Origin of the sequence: Gordonia sp. HS-NH1, from assembly GCF_001418765.1 — a bacterium.
Lineage (GTDB): Bacteria > Actinomycetota > Actinomycetes > Mycobacteriales > Mycobacteriaceae > Gordonia.
On record NZ_LIYC01000003.1, the window covers coordinates 62,847 to 78,266 of the forward strand.

Below are 15,420 nucleotides of genomic sequence, written 5' to 3' on the forward strand. Positions count from 1 at the left end.
TCGGTGGCGTCCGTGCGTCGGGCGGAGGATCAGCGCGACGCGACGAGGAACGTACGGCTCGTGCCGGTGACGGGTCTCGTCGTCCCGCTCGCATCGCGTCGGTCCCCGAAGTAGCGGATGCGGTATTCACCCGACGCATCCGCCGGCGGACGCCAGGTGATGGTGATCCGCGACGTGTCCGGGCTGCCGGCCGGTCGCGCCCACCGGAACTCCGTGGACCAGTCGTTGTCGTCGGCGACCGTCGTCCACCCGTACCCGGTGCGCCGTTGCACCTCCAGGTAGGTCCGCCCGTGCCGGAAGTCGTTGTTGGGGTGGGCGCCGACGAACTGCACGGTCACCGTCGAGCCGGGGCGGTACCTGGCCTCGGGCTGGCGCAGGACGTCGCCGTAGCGGTGGCCCGGTATCGGACGGTCCGCGGGGACCGGTGGCACCAGATCGGGTTGCAGGCCCGACTTGTCGACCGGCGCGGGACCCCGGCCGATCCCGCGTCCGGATGCCATGGCCGCCGCGAGCGCGGCGAACTCCTGGAGATAGGCGGACAGCGTGTATCGGCCGTACTGGGTCTCCCCGCCCTCGTAGTGCTGCAGGTCGTATTCCTCGGGCGTGGTCACGTATTGGGTGTAGGCGTTGGAGAATCCCTGCACGAGAACGTTGTCGAGATCGATCCGCAGTTCGTCGGCGACCACCTGTCGAAGTCGCAGGCCTGCGACGACGGTGACCTCGGCGGGCACGCCGACGAGCACGATCTCGCCGATACGCATGAGCTGCAGCGGTACCACCGACGGGATCCAGCCGGAGGGCGGCAGCAGACCGAGCGGAAACGCGATCAGCTTGGGCGCCTGCATGTCTCGCATCCACGGTGCGATCGGCGGGACGCGATCGCCGCCGAGGGCGGTGACGAGAGGGTTGGTCATGCCCTCGACGAGGAAGGGGAGCGGCTGCTCGTAGTTGTCCTCGCTGCTCGTCGCCACCGCACCGGCACCCATCATCGCCGGAGTCGTGGAAGCCGGCCGGCCGTCGGGCGTGTAGGTGCCCGAGATCGTGACCGATGACATGTCGACGTACCGCACGATCGAGTCGACGCCGCCGCGCGTCATCGGGCGAGCGCTGTCGAAGGCCCGCCGTCCCGCGACGTACTGGCGCTCACCGATGAGTTCGCAGTTCCGTCGGTTGTTCGAGGTCGGTCCGTTCGGATGGAACTGTGCCAGCGCGAGATTCGGCGTCATGTCACCGGAGTTGGTCTGGGGGAACGCGGCGACGAACCCTGGTTGTGCACGTTCCCACAGGTGGCTCGCATAACCCTTGTTGTCGCCGGCGATGAGGACGTTGCGGTCGGTGAGGGATGTGCCGTGGGTCGGGAACCAGGTGATGGCGCCGACATCCCGGCCGCCGGAACCGTCGTGCTGCCGTAGTCGCAGCACCGTGACCCGGGGGTCGATCGCGTTCGGGAAATGACGTTTGTCCCACGACGGATTCGCGTCGAAGGCCACCCGGGACCGGTTGCGGCTGGCGTCGTGCAGTTCCTCACGGCCGAGGGTGAGGGTGCCGGGCGCGAGGTCGTCGTGCGCGCGGACGATCGCGGCGAACATGCCGTCGACCTCGGCGTCGTAGGAGTTCTTCTTGAACCCGAATGCGGCGAGGGAGTACGCGTAGTCCCACGACGTGCCGCCGCACGAGGCGTGGGTGTGCTGCGCGTTCAGGTTCACGTTCGATTCGGTGTAGAGAGACCCGAACCTGGTGCGCAGCTTGGCCATCAGGCCCATGTGATGCGATTGGAACAGACAGGCGAGGTCGGCGGTGAGGAAGACGACGCGTTCACCGGTGGCGCGGTCGACGATGATGTAGGCCCGCGCCCAGCAACGCTGCAGGAGCCCGGCCGCGACCTGCTCGGGATTGGAGTAGCCCATCATGCCCTGGCCGGCGACCGCGCCGGTGACGTCGGCGATGCCGCAGCCGACGAGGTAGTTCGTCGACCCCGGCGGCGAAGCGCCGGCGCGCCCGGAGGTGAGGGCGGTTCCGAGGCCCGCGGCGGTGGCGGTCGCCGCGGCACCGGCCATCACCTGTCTGCGAGTGAGTTCCACGAGGCGTCCTTCCGGGCGTCGGACGACACCGGCAGACGTGCGGTGTCATCGCGGCAGCACCCCGACGGTGCGGCCGCGTGGGCTCCGATCAGGTCAGGTCGGCGGAGCGTCCGACCTCAGTCCTTGTCGCCGCCGCCAGGGATTCCGACGATGAACCCGATCCCGATGATGATGCACGAGATCAGCGCGACGGCAGGCATGACCCAGTAGGAAGGCATGGAGTGGACGTTACTGCGCACCGTCCTGATGTGCCGGGCTTCGGAGGCTTTTGAGGTCGAAGGTCCCGGAGGGTCGTCGACCGCTGTGGCTCGCCGTCCCGCCGGGAAACGCCCGTCAGTCGGCGTCGTCCGCGCGAGCGAACGCGCCGGAGTACTCGCTGACATCGATCTCCTCGGACACCACGGTCTTCTTGTCGTTGTAGACGTCGCGGTCGATCTCGTCGTCGGCGTTGGCCACGAGCATGGCGACGAAGGTGTCCCCGTTGACGTTGAGGAATGTCCGGAAGATGCCCGCGAACCAATCCACGGCGATGAGAATGCCCACGGCTTCGAGCGGGAGGTCGAGTGAGGTCGCGAGAAATGTTGCGATGACCGGGAATCCGCCGGGGACCGTGATCGTGCCCATGTTGAGCAGGATCGCGAGGCCCATTCCGAGCGCGATGTCGCCGACGGAGAGCTCGACGTTGCCTGCCTGGGCCAGGAACATGACGACGATCATGTAGTTGAGAACCGCGCCGTAGGAACCCATGGTGAGGCCGATCGAGAGCGTGAAGTTGGCGATCTTCTGACTCACGCCGATCTTCTCGACAGTGTTCTTGAGGACGGTGGGGAAGGTGACGGCCGAGCTCGTCGTGGTGATCGCGATGGTGGTCTGTTCCGCGAGTTTTCCCGGCAGCCGTGCCGGGTTGAGGCGGGTCCGGGCGGTGACGACCACGACGAACAGCACGAACAGGATCGCCACGCCGAGCGCCGTGGTGCCCAGGTACTTGACGGCGGTGGTCACCACCGAGAGCCCGACGTCGCCGGCGAGTGAGGCGAGAAGGCAGAACACACCGATGGGTGCGATGTACATGACCAGCCGGATCATCGTCAGGATGATCTGCTGGATCTGGTCGATGAACGTCAGGACGCGGTCGTCGCCGGACTTGGTGATCTGCATGCGCAGCGCGACGCCGAACAGCAACGCGAAGATGATGATCGGCACCATCGTGGCCGTGGACATCGCCTCGAAGACGTTCTTGGACACGAAATTGAGGAGCGTGTCCTGCCATCCTGTTGTCTGACCGGCCTCGTCTTCGAGTGTCGGGTCGAGCTCGCCGTCGAACACCATCCCGGCGCCGGGTCTGATCAGCACACTCAGTCCCCATGCCAGTACCGCCGCCACGACCGAGAATCCGAGCATCCACTTGACGGTCCGAAAGGCGATGCGGCCCGTGCCCGCGCCCGACATCGACGCTGTTGCCACGATCACCGACGCGAGAACGAGCGGCACGATGGACATCTGGATCAGGCGGATGAACATGTCGCCGATGAACTTCAGGTTGGCGGCCCACTCACCGACGACCAACCCGAAGATCAGGCCGGCGATCGCACCGAACCCGATCTGCAACGCGGGATGCTTCAACGCCTTCACGGACTCTCCTCGGACGCAGGGTGCGGCCGACGGCCGCGTGTCACGGCCTCTCGCCGAATGTGGGCGAGACGCTAGTGCGACGTCGCTTCGACGGTGTGTCATCGGTTTTACGGCCGGGTTTCGTCGCACGTCGGCGGGCGGAAGAATGCGGCTCCTGATGGGAGTTCACCGATCGGTCGGCGTCTCGTTCACGAGGCCCGACAGTGCGTCGGCGAGATAGTCGTCCTCGGCGACATTGCCGGGCAGCTCGAGCGCCCGACGGTACGCGTCGGCCGCGCCGCGGTCGTCGCCCAGTTCGGAGAGCGTGAGCGCCCGGGCGATGTGGAAGGGCCGGAAGCGGTCGAGCTGCTTGTCCGACCGCAACCGATCGAGCATCTCGATGCCACGAGCCATCCCGTAGGCGCGGCCGACGGCGACGGCGCGACCGACGCGCACCACGGGCCCGGGATCGTGTGCTTCCAGAAGCCGGTACAGGACCGCGATCTGTGTCCAGTCGGTCTCGGGGGCCGTGGGTGCTTCGGCGTGCACCGCGGCGATCGCGGCCTGGATCGTGTAGGGCCCGGCATCGGGCTGTGCCGCAGCGCTTTCGGCGAGTGTGATGCCCTCGACGGCGAGGTCCCGGTCCCACAGCTCGCGATCCTGGTCGCCCAGCGGAACGGGACGCCCGTCGGTGTCGAGTCGCGCCGGACGACGGGACTGGGTGAGCAGCAACAACGACAGCAGCCCGGTCGTCTCGGCGCGGGGGAGCAGCGAGCGCAGGGTTCGTGCGAGAGAGATCGCTTCGTCGGTGAGGTCGTCGCGTACGTGCGAGTCGCCGGCCGAGCGGGCGTAACCCTCGGAGAACATCAGATAGACCACCCGCAGGACCCCGCCGAGCCGGGCGGGGAGATCGTCCTCGTGCGGTGGGGTGAACGGAACACCCAGCGCGCCGATCCGTTTCTTGGCGCGCACGATTCGCTGCTGGGCCGTCGGGACCGGAATCAGCAAGGCGTGCGCGACCTCCGCGGTGGTCAGCCCGGCGACGAAACGCAGGGTGAGTGCGATCCGGTCCTCGGCGCGCAGCACGGGGTGGGTGCACGCGAAGAACATTCCGAGTCGTTCGTCGGGCAGTTCCGGTGGCGGCGCATCTGCCGGGTCCGCGAAATCCGGATGCAACGGTACGCGTTCGGTGTCGGCGTGCAGGCGGGCGAGCTTCCCGGCGAGGACGGATTCGCGGCGTATCACGTCGAGTGCCTTGCGTTTGGCCGTCGTCGTCAGCCACGCCTCGGGCGAGTCCGGTACCCCGGTTCGGGACCAGGTGGTCAGCGCCTGCGCGATCGCATCCTGCACGGCGTCCTCCGCGAGGTCGAGGTCGCCGAATCTCCTGGTGAGAGTGGCGAGTACACGCGCGCGGACGTCTCGGTCGACGGCGGACACCGCCCGGCGGGCCACGGATTCCGCGGACTCCGTGGTTGCCGGGCGGTGGGGAGGACTCGTCATCGATCAGTACGGTGCGAGCGGCCGGATCTCGACGTGACCGCCGGGCGCCGAGCCGGGGCTGCGTCGGGCCCACTCGATCGCCTCGTCGACGTTCGCGACGTCGATGACATAGACCCCGCCGACGAACTCCCGCACTTCCGCGAACGGCCCGGACGACGCCACCACCCGCTCGCCGCTGTCGTCGGTGTGCACGACCGCGCGCTCGTCCTCCAGAGCGAACGAATTGACCACGACGCCGGCCTTGGTGATCTCCTCGTCGAAGGCGAAGAACTCCTCGGGGCTCGCGCCCCCGTCCTCACCACACGCCGGATCGTTGACGTGTCCCATGAGCAGCAATGCGTACTTCATCGTTCCTCCAGTTCTCGGCCGCACTTCTCCGCCGATGTGGCTTCGGTGCCGAACCGGATCGGTCCGACACCATGGTGACGTACGGCGAGCACGGGTATCGACAGCAGGACGAAAAAAGTTCCGAGACGCGAAAAACCCCGCCTGCGGCTCGCAGGCGGGGTTTCGTCGGGGTGGATGACGGGACTCGAACCCGCGACAGCCAGGATCACAACCTGGTGCTCTACCAACTGAACTACATCCACCATCGGCGTCGGAAACCTGGGCATACGCGCCGGGCCTCAGAGCCATCAATACTCTAGCGGGTCGGTGCCGTAGAACTCCAATCGGTTACCGGACCAGCGTGTTCACGCGGGGCCGAGGTCCTTGACGATCTCGGCGAGGGCATCGGTGTCCGGGCCGGGAGCGGGTACGAACGCCGCCGCGCGGTAGTAGCGCAGCTCGCGGATCGACTCGCGGATGTCGGCGAGCGCCCGGTGCGCGAGGCCCTTCTCCGGCTGACCGAAGTAGACCTTCGGATACCAGCGTCGACACAGCTCCTTGATCGAGCTGACGTCGACCATGCGGTAGTGCAGGTAGGCGTCGAGTTCGGGCATGTCCCGGGTGATGAAACCGCGGTCGGTGGCGATCGAGTTGCCGGCAAGCGGCACCGCTCCGGCGGTGGTCACGTGCTCGCGGATGTAATCCAGGACCAGCTTCTCGGCCTCGGCGAGGGTGACCGTGGACGCCCGCACCTCCTCGGTGAGACCCGACGCCGCGTGCATCTTGGTCACGACGTCCGGCATCGAGGCCAGGGCGGCATCGTCGGCGTGGATCACGACGTCCACACCGTCGCCGAGGATGTTGAGGTCGCTGTCGGTCACGAGGGCCGCGATCTCGATGAGTTTGTCCGACTCGAGTCGGAGTCCGGTCATCTCGCAGTCGATCCACACCAGTTTGTCCTGCACCCGACAACCTTAGCCAACCTCATCCGCAGATCCGCGGGAGATCGGCGCCCGCGGGCTATCGTGTGCTCGTGACCGAAGCCTCCAGTCCCGCCGAGGGCAGTCCAGCACAGGGCAGTCCAGCACAGAGTGTCGCCGCCGGATACGCGTTCACCACACCCACACTCGAACTGGGGGCGGTCTCGGTCTCGGGGCAGGTCGATCCCGAGGCCAAGGTGCGTATCCCGTTGTCGATGATGAACCGGCACGGACTCGTCGCCGGAGCGACCGGGACCGGGAAGACCAAGACGTTGCAGCTGATCGCCGAGCAATTGTCGAGCAACGGCGTGCCGGTCGTCATGGCCGACATCAAAGGCGACCTGTCCGGGCTCAGCCGGGCTGGTGCGAGCAACGACAAGATCGTCGACCGAACCCAGCAGACCGGCGACGACTGGCAGCCCGCGGCACACCCGGTCGAGTTCGTCTCGTTGGGTTCGGACGGGATCGGGGTGCCGATCCGCGCGACCATCACCTCGTTCGGGCCCATTCTGCTCAGCAAGGTGTTGGGGCTCAACGCGACTCAGGAATCGACGCTGGGCCTGATCTTCCACTGGGCGGACAAGAAGGGCCTACCGCTTCTCGATCTCAAGGACCTGCGGTCGGTCATCGCATTCCTCACCGGCGACGAGGGCAAGGCCGAACTGAAAGGGATCGGCGGGGTGTCGCGACAGACCGCGGGCGTGATCCTGCGCGCGCTGACGTATCTCGAGGCCGACGGCGGTGACACGTTCTTCGGCGAACCCGAAGTCGATCCCGCCGACCTCATCCGGACGGCGGCCGATGGGCGCGGAATCATCACGCTGTTCGAGCTCGGCACCCAGGCGGCCCGACCCGCCCTGTTCTCCACCTTTCTCATGTGGATCCTGGCCGACCTCTTCGAGTTCCTGCCCGAGGTCGGCGACCTCGACAAACCCGAGCTCGTCTTCATCTTCGACGAGTCGCATCTGCTTTTCGACGACGCGTCGAAAGCGTTTGTGGACCAGGTCGTCCAGACGGTCAAACTGATCAGGTCGAAGGGCGTCGGCGTGTTCTTCTGCTCTCAGCTGCCGACCGACATCCCCAACGAGGTGCTCTCGCAGCTCGGTGCACGAGTCCAGCACGCGTTGCGTGCCTTCACCCCCGACGACCAGAAGGCGCTGCGCACGACGGTCAAGACCTACCCGGTGTCGGAGATCTACGACCTCGAGCAGGCGCTGACCTCCCTCGGCACGGGCGAGGCGATCGTGACGGTGCTGTCCGAGCGCGGCGCGCCGACACCGGTCGCCTGGACGGTGATCCGAGCGCCACGGTCGGCAATGGAGGCGATCGGCGCCGACGCGATCACGGGGGCCGCGAAATCCGGAGCGCTGTATGCGAAGTACGGCACGCCGGTCGATCGGGACTCCGCCTACGAGATGCTCGCGGCGAACACCCTCGGACCTGGTGAGTCCGCCGACGCGCCGGCGCCGGTTCCGACACCACCGCCTGCGCCCGCCCCGACACCCGCACCGGAGGAACCAGGGCTGCTGACCGAGGTGCTCACGAGCAAGCCGATGCAGAGTTTCCTGCGATCGGCGGCGAGCGCGGCCGGGCGTGAGTTCAGCCGCGCGATCTTCGGCACGGGGCGTCGCCGGCGGCGCTGACCGCCGTTATTCGGCGCTGAACTTGCGGTAGAACCCGCCGACGATCGGCGCCACCACTGCGCGTGGTGTGTATCCACCGGCGACCGACATCGCCTTCGACAGGCTGCCGGGTACTACGCGCATCTTGTTGTGCGCCAATGCATCCAGACTCATCTCGGCGACCTTGGCCGACGAGTGCCACAGAAAGTCCGGCACGACCTTGTCGACGATCGACGCCTCGTCGGGGGTGGGGGTGTGGGTACGTACCGGTCCGGGTGCGAGGAGGGTGACGTGGACGCCCTGCCCGGACACCTCACCGCGCAGCGACTCGCTGAAGCTGTTCACAAAAGCCTTCGACGCCGCGTACGTCGCATTGTTGGGGATCGGCATGTTCCCGGCCGCCGAGCCGACCATCAGGATGCCGCCCGAGCCGCGTTTCACCATCTGCGGCAGCACTGCCAGGGTGAGGTCGTGGACGGCGTTGACGTTCAACTGGACCTGCGCGCGTTCGTAGTCGGCGTCGAGGTCGGCGACCGGACCGAACGTCGCGATGCCCGCGTTGTTGCAGAGAATCGAGATGTCGCGACCAGCGAACTCGGCGGCCAGCACCTCTACCTTCGTCGGGTCGGACAGATCGACGGCACGGACCTCGACCGAGACCTCATGTGCCGTGCGCAGTTCGCCGGCGAGCTCTTCGAGAAGCTCACCGCGGCGGGCGACGAGGACCACCGAGTGGCCACGAGCGGCCAACGCGCGTGCTAGTTCCCGTCCGATCCCGGACGAGGCCCCGGTGACGACGGCGCGGGCGGTGGCGGAGGGCGGCGGTACCGGCATGTCGCAATGGTAGCCGCCGCCTCTCACGCCGAGGCCGACCGTCAGTCGATACCCGCGGCGACCTCGGTGCCCTGCCGGATCGCACGCTTGGCGTCGAGCTCGCCCGCGTAGTCGGCGCCGCCGATGACGTGTGTGGTGACACCGGCCAACGTCAACGGGTCGATGAGATCGCGTACCGATTCCTGGCCCGCGCAGATCACCACGTTGTCGACCTCGAGGACGCGGGTGTCGGTGACGTTGCCCTCGTCGTCGCGGAAGCTCAGATGCAGTCCCTGGTCGTCGATCTTGTCGTATGTGGCGCCGCTGATCTGCTCGACACCCTTCATCTTCATCGTCGCGCGATGCACCCAGCCGGTGGTCTTGCCGAGCGACTTGCCCTGCTTACCGGCCTTGCGCTGGACCAGGTAGACCTGGCGCACCGGGGGGAGCGGCCGCGGCTTGGTGACGAAGCCGGGCTTCTCCGGGTCCTCGGTGACGCCCCATTCCTGTTCCCATTCCTTGAGGTTCAAGGTCGGCGACTCATCGGTCGTGAGGAACTCGCTCACGTCGAAACCGATTCCGCCGGCACCGATCACGGCCACGCGTTTGCCGATCTCCCGATGCCCGAGCACCGCGTCGGCGTAGGACATCGCCATCGGGTGGTCGACGCCGGGGAAGCTCGGTATGCGCGGCACGACGCCGGTCGCGACGATCACGTCGTCGAACTTCTCGGCGATGATGGAGTCGGCGTCGGCGCGGGTGTTCAGCCGGACCTCGATGCCGAGCACCTCGATCTGGCGGGTGAAGTAGCGGATCGTCTCCTTGAACTCCTCCTTGCCGGGAATCTTTGAGGCGATGGAGAATTGGCCGCCGATCGCGTCGCCGCCCTCGAACAGGGTGACCTTGTGACCGCGTTGTGCGCCGGCCACGGCGGCCGACAGGCCGGCCGGGCCCGCGCCGATCACGGCCACGCGCTTGGCCTTTCGCGTCGGACCCAGGATGAGCGTGGTCTCGCGACCCGCGATCGGGTTCACCAGGCACGACACGTGTTTGCCGACGAAGGCATGGTCGAGGCAGGCCTGATTGCAGCCGATGCAGGTGTTGATCTCGTCGGACCGACCCTCGCGGGCCTTGTTCGCCAGGTGGGGATCGGCGAGGAACGGGCGGGCCATCTGGATGGCGTCGACGCGTCCGTTCGTGAGGATCTCCTCGCCGAGTTCGGGGGTGTTGATGCGGTTGGCCGCGATCAGCGGGATCGACACCTCGTCGCGGAGACGTTCGGTGAACTTCACGAATGCCCCGCGGGGCACCGAGGTCACGATCGTGGGGACCTGTGCCTCGTGCCAACCGATGTCGGTGTTGATCGCGTCGACGCCGTACTGCTCGGCCTTGCGCGCCATCAGTGCGACCTCGTCCCAGGTCTGTCCCTTGCGGATCAGGTCGGCGATCGACTGGCGCAGGATGACGGGGTAGTCGCGGGGAACCTGTCGGCGGATCTCCTTGATCACCTCGACCAGGAAACGCTGGCGGTTCTCGGTGTTGCCGCCCCATTTGTCGGTGCGATCGTTGGTGTGCGGGCAGAGGAACTGGTTGATGAGGTAGCCCTCGCCGCCCATGATCTCGATGGCGTCGTAGCCGGCTCTGCGGGCGAGCTTGGCGGACTGGCCGAACGACTTGATGACGTGGCGGATGATCGGCTCGGTCATCCGAAGGTGCTTGAACGGGTGGATCGGCGACGGATCGGTGCCGGGCGCGACCTTGAACGGGGTATAGCCGTAACGCCCGGCGTGGATCAGCTGCATGGCGATCTTGCCGCCCTCGTCGTGCACGGCTTTGGTCACGCGCTTGTGGCGGGTCATGTCGACGACGTTGGTCATCTTGCCGCCGGCGAACGCGAGCAGGCCGGTCCGGCTCGTGCCGAAACCGCCGGTGATGATCAGTCCCGCACCACCTTTGGCCCGCTCCGCGAAGTAGGCGGCCAGTTTGTCGGTGTCCCAGAACCGGTCCTCGAGGCCGGTGTGCATCGACCCCATGACCAATCGGTTCTCGATGGTCATGCCGCCGATCTGCAACGGCGTGAACAGGTGCGGATAGTGCTGGTTCGGTTGTGCCGTCGGGGCTGACATGGCGCGACCTTTCATCTCGGTGAACCTTGGTGGGCTGTGTAGTTGGGCTGCGAGCGTTGCGAACTCAGCTCTGGGACAGTTCGCGTTCGAGTCCGTGGATGACCTCGTCGCACCATTCGATGTATCCCTGCTCCTGCCGGATACCGCCACGGAGAACGAGGTACTGGTGCAGCTTGCGACCGGTGAGCGCGTCGGGATCGGGGTAGTAGTCGTCTTGGAAACCGGTGTAGAGCTTGAGCTGTGCGAGATGTTCGTCCCGGTGTGCCTTCAGTTCACCGATGATCGCGGCGAGGTCACCGAATTCCGCGGCCCGTAGCTTCACCCCGATGTCGCTGCGAACCGGTTGCAGCGGTGTCGGACTCATCGCCCAGTCGGCGAGAGCGTCACGGCCGGCGTCGGAGATCGTGTAGACCTTCTTGTCCGGGCGGCCGTCCTGGCTGATCGATTCGACGCTGACCAGGTCGTCGTCCAGGAGCTTCTTGAGCGTCCGGTAGATCTGCTGGTGAGTGGCCGACCAGAAGTAGCCGATGCTGCGATCGAACTGCTGACCGATCTCATAGCCCGTTCCCGGTCGCTCGGCCAGCGACACCAGAATCGCGTGTTCGAGCGCCATGAGTGCAAAATACCGTGCAACAACGCACTATGCAACAAGGTGTATATGAGTCGAGTTGCATATGCACGCCGTCTGGGCCGCGGGGGAGGCCCGACCCCGAAGTGAGGCGACGATGACCTCCGTGCCGCAGACTGTTCGGCATGGACGAACCGGAGACGAGGTCTCGGAATCTGCTGTCGTGGAAGCTGACCGACAACGTGGTGGTGGCACCGGAGGAACGGCTGACCTGGCCGCGCACGGTCAGCATCGGTCTGCAGCACGTGGTCGCCATGTTCGGCGCGACCTTCCTGGTACCAGTGCTGACCGGATTCCCGCCGTCGACGACGCTGTTCTTCTCCGGCGTCGGCACGATCCTGTTCCTGCTGATCACCCGCAACCGTCTGCCCAGCTACCTGGGTTCGAGCTTCGCCATCATCGCGCCGGTGACGGCCGCCGTCGCGTCCGACGGTGCGTCGTCGGCGCTGGGCGGGCTGGTGGCGGTCGGCGCGATGCTCGTGGTCATCGGACTCATCAGCCATTTCGCCGGCGTCCGATGGATCGAGACCCTGATGCCGCCGGTGGTGACCGGCGCGATCGTCGCTCTGATCGGTCTGAATCTCGCTCCGGCGGCCAAGAACAACTTCGTCGAGGACCCCGTTCTCGCAACCATCGTGCTGGTGTTGCTGGTCGCCTCCGCGGTCCTGTTCCGGGGCTTGCTCGGACGGCTCGCGATCTTCCTGAGCGTCGTGGTGGGTTATGTCCTCGCGCTGGTCCTCGACCGGATCGACAGCGACAACGACTTCATCGACACCTCCGGTATCGGCGATGCGGCGTGGATCGGTCTGCCCGATTTTCAGACACCCACCTTCGATCTGGGTGTCCTGCCGTTGTTCCTCCCTGTCGTGCTGGTGCTCGTCGTGGAGAACATCGGTCACGTCAAGTCGGTGGCGATGATGACCGGCAAGGACTACGACGCCACCATGGGTCGCGCACTGGCTGCGGACGGACTGGCCACGATGCTGGCCGGCAGCGGCGGCGGTTCGGCCACGACGACGTATGCCGAGAACATCGGCGTGATGTCGGCGACCAAGGTGTACTCGACCGCGGCCTACTGGGTGGCCGGCGGCGCCGCGATCCTGCTGGGGTTGTCGCCCAAGGTCGGCGCCGTGATCGCCGCGATTCCGCCCGGCGTGCTCGGCGGTGTCACGACGGCGCTCTACGGTCTGGTCGGCGTGATCGGCGTACAGATCTGGGTGAGCAACAAGGTCGACTTCTCCAAGCCGATCAACCAGTTCACCGCCGCGATCCCGCTGATCATCGGCATCGCCGACTACACCTGGCAGGTCGGCGACCTCGTCTTCGCCGGCATCTCCCTGGGGTCCGTCGCGGCGCTGGTCATCTATCACTCCATGCGACTCATCGGTCGATGGCGGGGGACGGTCGACGTCGGCAGAAATGGGCAGTCACCACGGGAGACGTAACGGAATGTCGGGGACCGGGCCCGGCAGGTCGATGTCGCCGTCGGCGCGATCGTTGAAGAGGTACAGCCACCACAGCGGGGCGGGCGCACCGAGAGGCGGCGGGAGTTCGGGGACGTCGGGCCGGCGCGGCACGTAGAGGTCGGGGTCTGCGCCGGTGATGACCTTCACCATGTTCTGGAAAGCCGTTGATTCCGGGTCATTCCAGTAGGCGCCGTGCGTGACGAGACCCCCATCGACCGTGCGTCCATTTCCGTCGACTGTGCGCCCGTTTTCGTCGACTGGGCGGCCGGTTACGTCGACTGTGCCGGTGTCGAGCCTGATCACGCCGGGCGCGGTGTCGGGGTCGTGGCCGTGGGGGTTCCCGGGGAAAGACTGCACGTAGTGGATCGGGTCGCCGGGAAAGGTGAGCGAGTACCGCTCGACGCCCGCGGGGTGCGGGGTGGCGTAGATGCCGGTGCCCGCCGATGAGGCGTAGACGACGCGGTCGGGGGACAGGCCGAGTTGTTCGGCCGAGCCCACGACCGATCCGCCGTAGCTGTGGCCGATGTAGGTGGTGGTCGCCGCGGGCGCGTGACGAGCGATCTCGGCGTCGAGTTCGGAACCGAACAACTCCAGACGGTGCGCCATCGCGGCGGCGAAGCTCGTGCTCGCCGCCGCGCGCAGGTCCGGCGGCAGGTCACCGTCGAGGTAGAGGAACACCGGGCCGCCCGTACGCGACGCGAGTTCGGTTGCAGCCGTGCGGTTGCGACCGACCACGGTGTCGAGAGTGGTGCCGGTACCGGGGACATAGGTCGCGGTGTTGGTGGTGTCGGACCGCAGCGATCCGATCATCTCGACCATGCGGCCCCGAGGTGTGTTGACGAAGGTGATGAAGGTCCGCTCGACGAGTCCGTCGTCGCCGCGGCGGGATGCTTCAGCGCTCGGTTCGGGCAGGGGGTCGAGCAGCCCCCGCAGAGTCCGAGCTCGGCGTCCCTGTCCGCGGCCGGCCTCGACCTCGTCGGCGAGCGCGTTGCGGATGTTGATCTCGTTGGCCTGGGCACGGATCGCGAACGGGACACCTGGCAGGTTCCCGATGACATGCGGGTTCGCCTGCATCAGGCGGCGCACATCGGCTGGGCTCATCTGTTCCACGACGTCCCGGACCTGGGTCGGCGTCAGCGTCTCCAACAATCGGACCGCCGCGTCGGCATCGGATGCCGTACCGCCCGGCAGCCGGACATCGGGCTGACCGGTGCTCATCGACGCGAGATCGGCGGCGAAACCCTCGAGTCGTTCGCCATAGCGTTCGTCGAGGATGTCCACGGTGTCGAGGGCGTCGGAGACGGAGGCCGCGAGAAGGGTGGCCTGTCCCCCGAGACCGGCGTCGGGGTGGGTGACGGTGCCGTCGTCGAAGACGGTGAAGCCCAGATTTTCTGCCCCTCGGACGACGCCCAACGCGAAGTCGCGCGCGTGGTCGAGGTCGGCGCCGGCGTCGGTCGCCTCGTCGGCGACCATGTGCAGCACGTTGCGTATCTCGCCGGCATGATCGTGTTCCGCCCAGATGACCTGATGCGCCGCATCATGCGTGTCACCCGACCACGACGACGCCGAGTCGAAGGCTCGGACCGCGGTATCGATGCCGGCGTCGAGGGACTCCGCGACACCGGACGCCGCAGAACCGGCGTCGGCGAACGACTGCGGACTCCACGCGCGCAACTGCGAGACGGTGGGCCGCATCAGCGGTCCTCGAGGTCGCGGAACCGCGCGCCCGAGCGGACGTCGGCGGCACTCGTCGACGCGTCGAACATCCGCAGCATTCTGCCCATCACGGTCAGGCGTTCGCCGATCGAGTCGACCGCCGAGCGCGCGGGGTGGGCGGTCGCGGACAGTGCCCGAGCGACCCGGCTCGACGGGCCGATGACCGCGCCGATGGCCTCGACATCAGCGGCGTGGATGGCGATCCCGGCAGACTGCCAGACGCGGGCGATCTCCTGGACCTCGGCGGGATCGACACCGAACAGCGAAGTCGCCGAGTCGGTTTGGTCACGTCGGCCCGCTGACAGCGGACCGGATGGCAGGGGCGGAAAACCGGAGAGTGGGCCGGGGAGCGTCATGATCCTCCAGGGGTCGCGACCCACCGATCTGTGGGGCAGGACTATGACGCACGGGGTGCCCTGAACGGTTCCCGTTCTGCCGCGCGCGGTCCGCGACAGACACGTGAGGTGCCCCCGGCAGGACTCGAACCTGCGACCTAGGGATTAGAAGGCCCTTGCTCTATCCACCTGAGCTACGGAGGCTGACCGGCGCG

General features: G+C 67.1%; 12 protein-coding genes and 2 tRNA genes. 2 read left to right on the forward strand and 12 right to left on the reverse strand.

The window, feature by feature from the left end; genetic code table 11:
* Positions 1-29 precede the first annotated feature (29 nt).
* The 6 genes from AMD30_RS03690 to orn all read right to left on the reverse strand — a co-directional run bounded on the left by AMD30_RS03690 (position 30) and on the right by orn (position 6,484).
* Positions 30-2,081, reverse strand: a complete 2,052-nt coding sequence (locus AMD30_RS03690) for a neutral/alkaline ceramidase (protein ID WP_055474736.1) — start codon at positions 2,079-2,081, stop codon at positions 30-32.
* A 333-nt stretch (positions 2,082-2,414) separates the two neighbouring features.
* The gene (locus AMD30_RS03695; protein ID WP_014926399.1) at positions 2,415-3,713 is read right to left on the reverse strand and encodes a dicarboxylate/amino acid:cation symporter; all 1,299 of its coding nucleotides are present in this window, start codon (positions 3,711-3,713) and stop codon (positions 2,415-2,417) included.
* A gap of 165 nt (positions 3,714-3,878) precedes the next feature.
* The gene (locus tag AMD30_RS03700; protein WP_051129765.1) at positions 3,879-5,192 is read right to left on the reverse strand and encodes an RNA polymerase sigma factor; all 1,314 of its coding nucleotides are present in this window, start codon (positions 5,190-5,192) and stop codon (positions 3,879-3,881) included.
* 3 nt (positions 5,193-5,195) lie between these two features.
* On the reverse strand, positions 5,196-5,540 hold the full coding sequence (locus AMD30_RS03705) for a YciI family protein (protein WP_010841666.1): 345 nt from the start codon (positions 5,538-5,540) through the stop codon (positions 5,196-5,198).
* A 169-nt stretch (positions 5,541-5,709) separates the two neighbouring features.
* A tRNA-His gene (locus AMD30_RS03710) sits at positions 5,710-5,782 on the reverse strand.
* A gap of 102 nt (positions 5,783-5,884) precedes the next feature.
* Entirely contained in the window at positions 5,885-6,484 is a 600-nt protein-coding gene (gene orn, locus AMD30_RS03715) for an oligoribonuclease (RefSeq protein ID WP_044506443.1), read from the reverse strand.
* Positions 6,485-6,546: 62 nt separating this feature from the next.
* Between orn and AMD30_RS03720 the strand changes: the two genes are divergently transcribed.
* Positions 6,547-8,142, forward strand: a complete 1,596-nt coding sequence (locus tag AMD30_RS03720; protein ID WP_055474737.1) for a helicase HerA-like domain-containing protein — start codon at positions 6,547-6,549, stop codon at positions 8,140-8,142.
* A 6-nt stretch (positions 8,143-8,148) separates the two neighbouring features.
* Here the strand turns inward: AMD30_RS03720 and cmrA are convergent, their stop codons facing one another.
* The 3 genes from cmrA to AMD30_RS03735 all read right to left on the reverse strand — a co-directional run bounded on the left by cmrA (position 8,149) and on the right by AMD30_RS03735 (position 11,673).
* Positions 8,149-8,955 (reverse strand): mycolate reductase, encoded by an 807-nt coding sequence (gene cmrA, locus AMD30_RS03725; protein ID WP_055474738.1) that lies wholly within the window; start codon positions 8,953-8,955, stop codon positions 8,149-8,151.
* Between the two features lie 41 nt (positions 8,956-8,996).
* Entirely contained in the window at positions 8,997-11,060 is a 2,064-nt protein-coding gene (locus AMD30_RS03730; protein WP_010841662.1) for an NADPH-dependent 2,4-dienoyl-CoA reductase, read from the reverse strand.
* Positions 11,061-11,124: 64 nt separating this feature from the next.
* On the reverse strand, positions 11,125-11,673 hold the full coding sequence (locus AMD30_RS03735; protein WP_055474739.1) for a PadR family transcriptional regulator: 549 nt from the start codon (positions 11,671-11,673) through the stop codon (positions 11,125-11,127).
* A gap of 140 nt (positions 11,674-11,813) precedes the next feature.
* Here AMD30_RS03735 and AMD30_RS03740 point away from each other — a divergent pair, with 140 nt between their 5' ends.
* Positions 11,814-13,133 (forward strand): uracil-xanthine permease family protein, encoded by a 1,320-nt coding sequence (locus AMD30_RS03740; RefSeq protein WP_055474740.1) that lies wholly within the window; start codon positions 11,814-11,816, stop codon positions 13,131-13,133.
* Here AMD30_RS03740 and AMD30_RS03745 read toward each other — a convergent pair.
* From AMD30_RS03745 to AMD30_RS03755, 3 genes are all read right to left on the reverse strand, one after another.
* A complete protein-coding gene (locus AMD30_RS03745) occupies positions 13,116-14,849 on the reverse strand; it encodes a hypothetical protein (protein ID WP_055474741.1) in 1,734 nt (577 codons plus the stop codon). The two genes, AMD30_RS03740 and AMD30_RS03745, sit on opposite strands and share 18 nt — an antisense overlap.
* Positions 14,849-15,226: a hypothetical protein gene (locus AMD30_RS03750; RefSeq protein ID WP_055474742.1), complete on the reverse strand. Its 378-nt coding sequence runs from the start codon at positions 15,224-15,226 to the stop codon at positions 14,849-14,851. Before AMD30_RS03750 ends, AMD30_RS03745 begins: the two co-directional genes overlap by 1 nt.
* Positions 15,227-15,335: 109 nt before the next feature.
* A tRNA-Arg gene (locus AMD30_RS03755) sits at positions 15,336-15,409 on the reverse strand.
* Between the last annotated feature and the right edge of the window lie 11 nt (positions 15,410-15,420).

Bases quoted from the DNA above. Each gene is read 5' to 3' on its own strand.
- AMD30_RS03740 (WP_055474740.1), top strand. From the start codon at position 11,814: ATGGACGAACCGGAGACGAGGTCTCGGAATCTGCTGTCGTGGAAGCTG.
- AMD30_RS03735 (WP_055474739.1), bottom strand. From the start codon at position 11,673: ATGGCGCTCGAACACGCGATTCTGGTGTCGCTGGCCGAGCGACCGGGA.
- AMD30_RS03705 (WP_010841666.1), bottom strand. From the start codon at position 5,540: ATGAAGTACGCATTGCTGCTCATGGGACACGTCAACGATCCGGCGTGT.
- AMD30_RS03700 (WP_051129765.1), bottom strand. From the start codon at position 5,192: ATGACGAGTCCTCCCCACCGCCCGGCAACCACGGAGTCCGCGGAATCC.
- AMD30_RS03750 (WP_055474742.1), bottom strand. From the start codon at position 15,226: ATGACGCTCCCCGGCCCACTCTCCGGTTTTCCGCCCCTGCCATCCGGT.
- cmrA (WP_055474738.1), bottom strand. From the start codon at position 8,955: ATGCCGGTACCGCCGCCCTCCGCCACCGCCCGCGCCGTCGTCACCGGG.
- AMD30_RS03745 (WP_055474741.1), bottom strand. From the start codon at position 14,849: ATGCGGCCCACCGTCTCGCAGTTGCGCGCGTGGAGTCCGCAGTCGTTC.
- AMD30_RS03730 (WP_010841662.1), bottom strand. From the start codon at position 11,060: ATGTCAGCCCCGACGGCACAACCGAACCAGCACTATCCGCACCTGTTC.